Genomic DNA, 6194 nt, shown 5'->3' on the forward strand with positions numbered 1-6194 from the left:
TCTGGTCGGCATCGAGTTGCTTGCGGATGGCGGCATCGGCCATGCGCTGCAGGCCGGCGTCATCCAGTTCGCTCAACAGTTCCACCTGCTTGAGTGCGTCTATGTCCAGCATCGCCTTCCAAAATTCCAGGTTTCGTTTTCGGCACTTTAGCAGACCCGCGCTGCGGGTCGAAGATTTCCGACCGACTTGACTTCAATCAAGGCGGAACCTCGCCGCAGCAAGCAAGCTATGCCTGAACCCTAATCCAAGGAGATCGTCATGGGTCGCAAATCCAGATCGTTCCTGCGACGGCAATGGCCAGCCATCGTGCTGGTTGCTGCCAGCCTGTTGATTGCCGCGCCCGGGCAGGCGGCCGAGCAAGAGTCGGATATCCTGCTGGATCTTCGCTGGCGTTACGAAACCGTCGATGCGGATGCCTCGCCGGATGCGGCTCGGGCGGCGACCCTGCGTACACGACTTGGCCTCGAGCATGCGTTTTCAGGCAACTGGAGCGGACTGGTCGAGTTCGAGGACGTGCACGTGCTCGGCGCGGATGACTACAACGACACCAAGAACGGCCTGGGTCAGTACCCGGTCGTTGCGGATCCGGAGGACACGGAGCTCAACCGCTTGCAGTTGAGCTGGCAGGGCGGGGACGACACGGCGACCTTCGGGCGGCAGCGCATCAACCTGGGCAGCCAGCGCTTCATCGGTGCGGTCGGCTTCCGCCAGAACGAGCAGACCTATGATGGGCTCCGCTATGACATGCGAGCCGAGGCCAGTGACGTCACCTTCCTTTACCTGGCACGCGTCAACCGGATTTTCGGTGCGCACCATCCGAGCCGGGCCAACATCGATCTCGATGCGGTTGTCATCGATGCCAACTGGGACCTTGCACCGTTCAAGCTGGGTGCCTACGCGCATGGTTTCGAGTTCGAGGCCTCGCCTGGCGCTTCGGTCCGCAATGTCGGCCTGCGGGTCGACTGGAAGGGCGGTGGCTGGAAGCTGTCCGGCGAAGTCGCCCAGCAGGATGGCTGGCGTGACGGCCTGCTGGATGAGGCCGTGGATTACCGCAAGCTGGAAGTCGAGAGCAAGCTGGACCGTTTCAGCTGGGCCATCGGACAGGAGCTCCTCGGCAGCAACGGCAGCAGCGCCTTCCAGACACCTTTCGCCACCCTGCACAAGTTCAATGGCTGGGCCGACCAGTTCCTGACGACGCCCGGTGCCGGCCTGGAAGACACCTATGTTCGCGTCGTCGCGCCACTGTCGAGCTTCAAACTCCATCTCCAGTACCACCAGTTCGCGGCTGATGCCCTGGACCAGGATTATGGCGACGAGTTCGACATTGCCATCTCGCGCGTGCTCGAGCAGGGCCATGCCGAGGGCGTGACGGTGGAATTGAAGTACGCCGCGTTCAGCGGTGACGTCGGTTACCAGGACGTCAGCAAGCTGTGGCTGACGCTGGCAAAACGATTCTAGGAAAAATCGGCCGGCTTGATTCAGGTCAAGGCGGCCAGCGCTGGTGCAGTACACCATCAGCATGGACAACGGGATACCAACATTCCCAATCGAAGCAGTGAGGATAAAGCCATGAATACGAGAACGCTCTTCACGATAGCGCTCTTCTCCCTGGTCACCGCCGGCCTGGCGGCTTGCGGGGGAGGCAGCAACGACAGCAAGGCACCGGCCAAGATCACGCCGGAGCAGCTCGACCTGACCGGTGGTTCGGCGAAGGGCGACTTTGGTCCGCCGCAGGGCGATCCCATCATCGCCGAGCTGACCGATGCACCGATGGTGCCGGCGCCGATCGATCGCGATTACCCGGCCAAGGTCGTCATCGACCTGGAGGTGGTCGAGAAGGAAATGGAGATTTCGGAAGGCGTGAACTACACCTTCTGGACCTTCGGCGGCAAGGTGCCGGGCAAGTTCATGCGCATCCGCCAGGGTGACACGGTGGAATTCCACCTGAAGAACCATCCGGATTCCAAGATGCCGCACAACATCGACCTGCATGCCGTGACCGGCCCGGGTGGCGGTGCCACTTCCAGCTTCACGGCGCCGGGCCACGAGTCGGTGTTCAGCTTCAAGGCGCTGAACCCGGGCCTGTATGTCTACCACTGCGCCACCGCGCCGGTGGGCATGCATGTCGCCAACGGCATGTACGGCCTGATCCTGGTCGAACCGCCGGAAGGCCTCGCGCCGGTCGATCGCGAGTACTACGTCATGCAGGGTGACTTCTACACCGTCGGCAAGTACCGCGAAAAAGGCAGCCAGCCCTTCGACATGCAGAAAGCCATCGAAGAGAACGCCACCTACGTCGTGTTCAACGGCGCCGAGGGTGCGCTGGTCGGTGACAATGCGCTGAAGGCCAAGGTCGGCGAGACGGTTCGCCTCTACGTCGGCAACGGCGGCCCGAACCTGGTGTCGAGCTTCCACGTCATCGGCGAGATCTTCGACAAGGTCTACTTCGAGGGTGGCACGCACTTCCAGGAAAACGTCCAGACCACGCTGGTCCCGGCGGGTGGCTCGGCCATCACCGAGTTCAAGGTGGAAGCTCCGGGCACTTTCATCCTGGTCGATCACAGCATCTTCCGCGCCTTCAACAAGGGTGCGCTGGGCATGCTGAAGGTCGAGGGTCCGGACGCGCTGGATATCTACAGCGGCAAGGAAGTGGATAACGTCTACCTCGGCGACAAGGCCGTGGAAGAGGGCGGTCCGGTCATCGCCGCGGTAGCCGAAGCCCGGGCCGAGGGTGCCTTGACCAAGGATGCCCAGATTGCCGCCGGCGCTGTGCTCTACAACGGCACCTGCAGTGTCTGCCACCAGAACAATGGTGAAGGCCTGCCGAGTGTCTTCCCGCCGCTGGCCGGTGCCGACTACCTGATGGCCGACAAGACCCGCGCCATCGAGGTCGTGCTGAACGGTCTCAGCGGGCCGATCGAGGTCAACGGCCAGCCGTACAACTCGGTCATGCCGCCGATGAGCCAGCTCAACGACGACGAGGTCGCCAACATCCTGACCTACGTCCTGAACAGCTGGGGCAACGAGGATGGTGTGGTGACCGCCGAGGAAGTGGCCAAGGTACGGGCCGAGACCGAGCGTCCGGCAGGTGCAGCCCACTGATGGAAAGGATGACCCGCCCAGGGAAGGCAATGCTCGCCGCGATGGTTGCCATCGCGGCGGGTGTTTTTCCTGTCCCGTCACTGGCCACGCCGGTCACCTTGCCGGGTGGTGATTTCAAGACCGTCATCCCGCTGGCCGAAGGTACGGACAGCGTCCAGCTGCCGGGATTCAAGATGGACCGGCTGCCGGTAACCAACGGCGAATTCCTGGAATTCGTCAGGGCCAATCCGGAGTGGCAACGCAGCAAGGCCGTGCGCCTGTTTGCCGGTGCCGGTTACCTCGGGCACTGGGCGGACGACCTCGAGCTGGGTGACAAGGCGCTGCCCGAGCAGCCCGTGACCCGGGTCAGCTGGTTTGCCGCAACGGCGTATTGCGAAAGCCGGGGCGGTCGCCTGCCACGCTGGCACGAGTGGGAGTTTGCGGCGGCAGCGGACGAGGACCGCACCGATGCACGCGACGACCCGGCGTGGAGGCAACGGATACTTGCCTGGTATGCCGTGCCGTCGAACCGCGCCCTGGCAACGGTCGGGCAATCCGAACCCAATGCCTGGGGCATCCATGACATGACCGGCCTGGTCTGGGAGTGGGTCGAGGATTACAGCGCCTTGCTGGTTTCCAGTGACAATCGCGAACAGGGCGGGGCGGACAAGCTGCAGTTCTGCGGCGCAGGCGCCATCAGCATGGAGCAGAAGGAGAACTATGCCGTGCTGATGCGGGTCGCGATGCTGAGCAGCCTGGAGGCCGACTACGCCACGCGCGATCTCGGCTTCAGGTGTGCCTATGACATGACAGGCCAGCCGGGAACCGTGCTGGCAGGAGAGGAACAATGAGCAACACCACGTTCAATCATCGAGCCAATGCGCTGGGCACTTTCGCTGGCGTGCTGTTGATGCTGCTCATGATCGTGCCGCCACCGGCGGTCGAGGCCGACACCGTCGTCCGGCAGGACGCCGTCCAGAAATTCGAACAAGGGGGCTGGGCACCGGATTCCTTCTACCAGCTGGAGGTCGACCTGCACGGTCATGACGGCCAGGACAGCAGCCTGGACCGGTATGCGGGTGGCCCGGTGGTAATGACCATGTTCTATGGCAGCTGCCCGCATGTCTGCCCCATGCTGATCAGCAGCATCCAGGCGGCCGAGCAGAAGCTGCCGGCCGACCAGCGCAGCAAGCTGCGCGTGCTGATGGTGAGCATCGATGCCGAGCGCGATACGCCGCAGTCACTCGCGGCCGTGGCGGAACAGCACGGCGTCGACAGCTCGCGCTGGACGCTGGCGTCTGCCAGTGCCATGGATGTGCGCAAGGTAGCGGCCGTGCTGGGCATTCGCTTCCGCAAGCTGCCGGACGGTGATTACAACCACACCTCGGAAATGATCCTGGTGGATCCGGTCGGTCGCGAGATCACTCGCAGCAGCCAGCTTGGCGTGCCGGCCGAGGACTTTGTCGCTGCACTTCGGGAGGCGACCGACTGAGCACGGTCGCGCTGGAATGCAGCGCAAGGTTCCTGTTTCAGGGCCAGACGCCATGCTGGACGTGCTCCCGGCGCAATGCCGGCCGGCGACGGTGACCTCGCGCCCGATCGGCTCCCTGCGGCCTGTCTCGCAGGGGTGAATCTGCTAGAATCCCCGCCTTTCCGGCGCCCGGGATCCGCCCGACCGCCGCCAGCTAATTTCCAGCCATAAACCAGAGGCATCCATGAAAGTCCGTACCCGTTTTGCTCCCAGCCCGACCGGCTATCTTCACATTGGCGGTGCCCGCACGGCGCTGTTCTGCTGGTTGTTTGCGCGTCGCCATGGCGGTGATTTCATCCTCCGCATCGAGGACACCGACCGCGAGCGCTCCACGCCGGAGGCGGTGCAGGCGATCCTGGATGGCATGCAGTGGCTGGGCCTGGGTCACGACGAGGGCCCGTTCTACCAGACCGAGCGTTTCGATCGTTACAAGGAGCTGGTGCAGAAGCTGCTGGACGAAGGCAAGGCCTACCATTGCTATTGCACCAAGGAAGAGCTGGACGAGCGCCGCGCCGAGCAGATGAAGAACAAGCAGAAGCCGCGCTACGACGGTCGTTGCCGCGAGCGCACGGAGCCGCGCGAAGGTGTCGAGCCGGTGGTGCGCTTCAGGAACCCGCAGGATGGTGCCGTGGTGATCAAGGATCACGTTCGAGGCACCGTGACCTTCAACAACACCGAGCTCGATGACCTGATCATTGCGCGCTCCGACGGCACGCCGACCTACAACTTCACGGTGGTGGTCGATGACATGGACATGAACATCACCCACGTGGTGCGTGGTGACGACCATCTCAACAACACGCCGCGCCAGGTCAACATCTTCGAAGCACTGGGTGCGACCCCGCCGGAATTTGCCCACCTGCCGATGATCCTCGGTCCGGATGGCGCCAAGCTGTCCAAGCGCCACGGCGCCGTGTCGGTGATGGAATACCGCAAGGACGGTTTCCTGCCGCAGGCCGTGCGCAACTATCTCGTGCGCCTCGGCTGGGCGCATGGTGACCAGGAAATCTTCTCGACGGACGAAATGATCAAGCTGTTCGACATTGCCGACGTGAATCACTCGGCGTCGGCAATCAACCCGTCCAAGCTCGAGTGGCTGAACCAGCATTACATCAAGGAAGGTGATCTCGATGCGCTGGGTGCAGAGCTTGGCTGGCACCTGGGCGAGATGGGTATCGACGTATCGGCCGGCCCGTCACTGACCGCCGTGGTGCAGGCCAACCAGGAACGTGCCAAGACCTTTGTGGAAATGGCGGAGAACAGCCGCTTCTTCTTCGAGGACTTCACCGAGTACGATGAAAAGGCGGCGCGCAAGGTGCTGAAACCGGAAGCCGTCGAGCCACTCCAGAAGGTCCGCGACGGACTTGCCGGGCTTGGCGAGTGGCAGGCCGAAGCCATTCACAATGTCGTGATTGCGACGGGCGAGGCGCTGGACCTGAAGCTTGGCAAGGTGGCGCAGCCGATCAGGGTCGCCGTGGCGGGCAAGGGCGTGTCGCCACCGATCGACATCACCCTCGAATTGCTGGGCAAGGACAAGACGCTGGAGCGCATCGATACCGCGATCAGGCACATTGCCGATCA

Annotated in this window: 5 protein-coding genes; all 5 read left to right on the plus strand. The window is 63.2% G+C overall.

What is annotated here, in order from left to right:
• The first annotated feature begins 259 nt into the window (after nt 1-259).
• Entirely contained in the window at nt 260-1459 is a 1200-nt protein-coding gene (locus R3217_10050; protein MDX1455787.1) for a hypothetical protein, read from the plus strand.
• A 111-nt stretch (nt 1460-1570) separates the two neighbouring features.
• The gene (gene nirK / locus R3217_10055; GenBank protein MDX1455788.1) at nt 1571-3103 is read left to right on the plus strand and encodes a copper-containing nitrite reductase; all 1533 of its coding nucleotides are present in this window, start codon (nt 1571-1573) and stop codon (nt 3101-3103) included.
• Between the two features lie 29 nt (nt 3104-3132).
• Nucleotides 3133-3933 (plus strand): formylglycine-generating enzyme family protein, encoded by an 801-nt coding sequence (locus tag R3217_10060; protein MDX1455789.1) that lies wholly within the window; start codon nt 3133-3135, stop codon nt 3931-3933.
• Nucleotides 3930-4574 carry an SCO family protein gene (locus R3217_10065; protein ID MDX1455790.1) on the plus strand — a complete coding sequence of 215 codons (645 nt, stop codon included), beginning with the start codon at nt 3930-3932 and terminating at the stop codon, nt 4572-4574. Before R3217_10060 ends, R3217_10065 begins: the two co-directional genes overlap by 4 nt.
• Before the next feature lie 223 nt (nt 4575-4797).
• A partial coding sequence (gene gltX / locus R3217_10070) for a glutamate--tRNA ligase (GenBank protein ID MDX1455791.1) occupies nt 4798-6194 on the plus strand: 1397 nt, incomplete at its 3' end.

The organism is Gammaproteobacteria bacterium (assembly GCA_033720895.1).
GTDB lineage: Bacteria > Pseudomonadota > Gammaproteobacteria > Natronospirales > JAJUFS01 > JAWWBS01.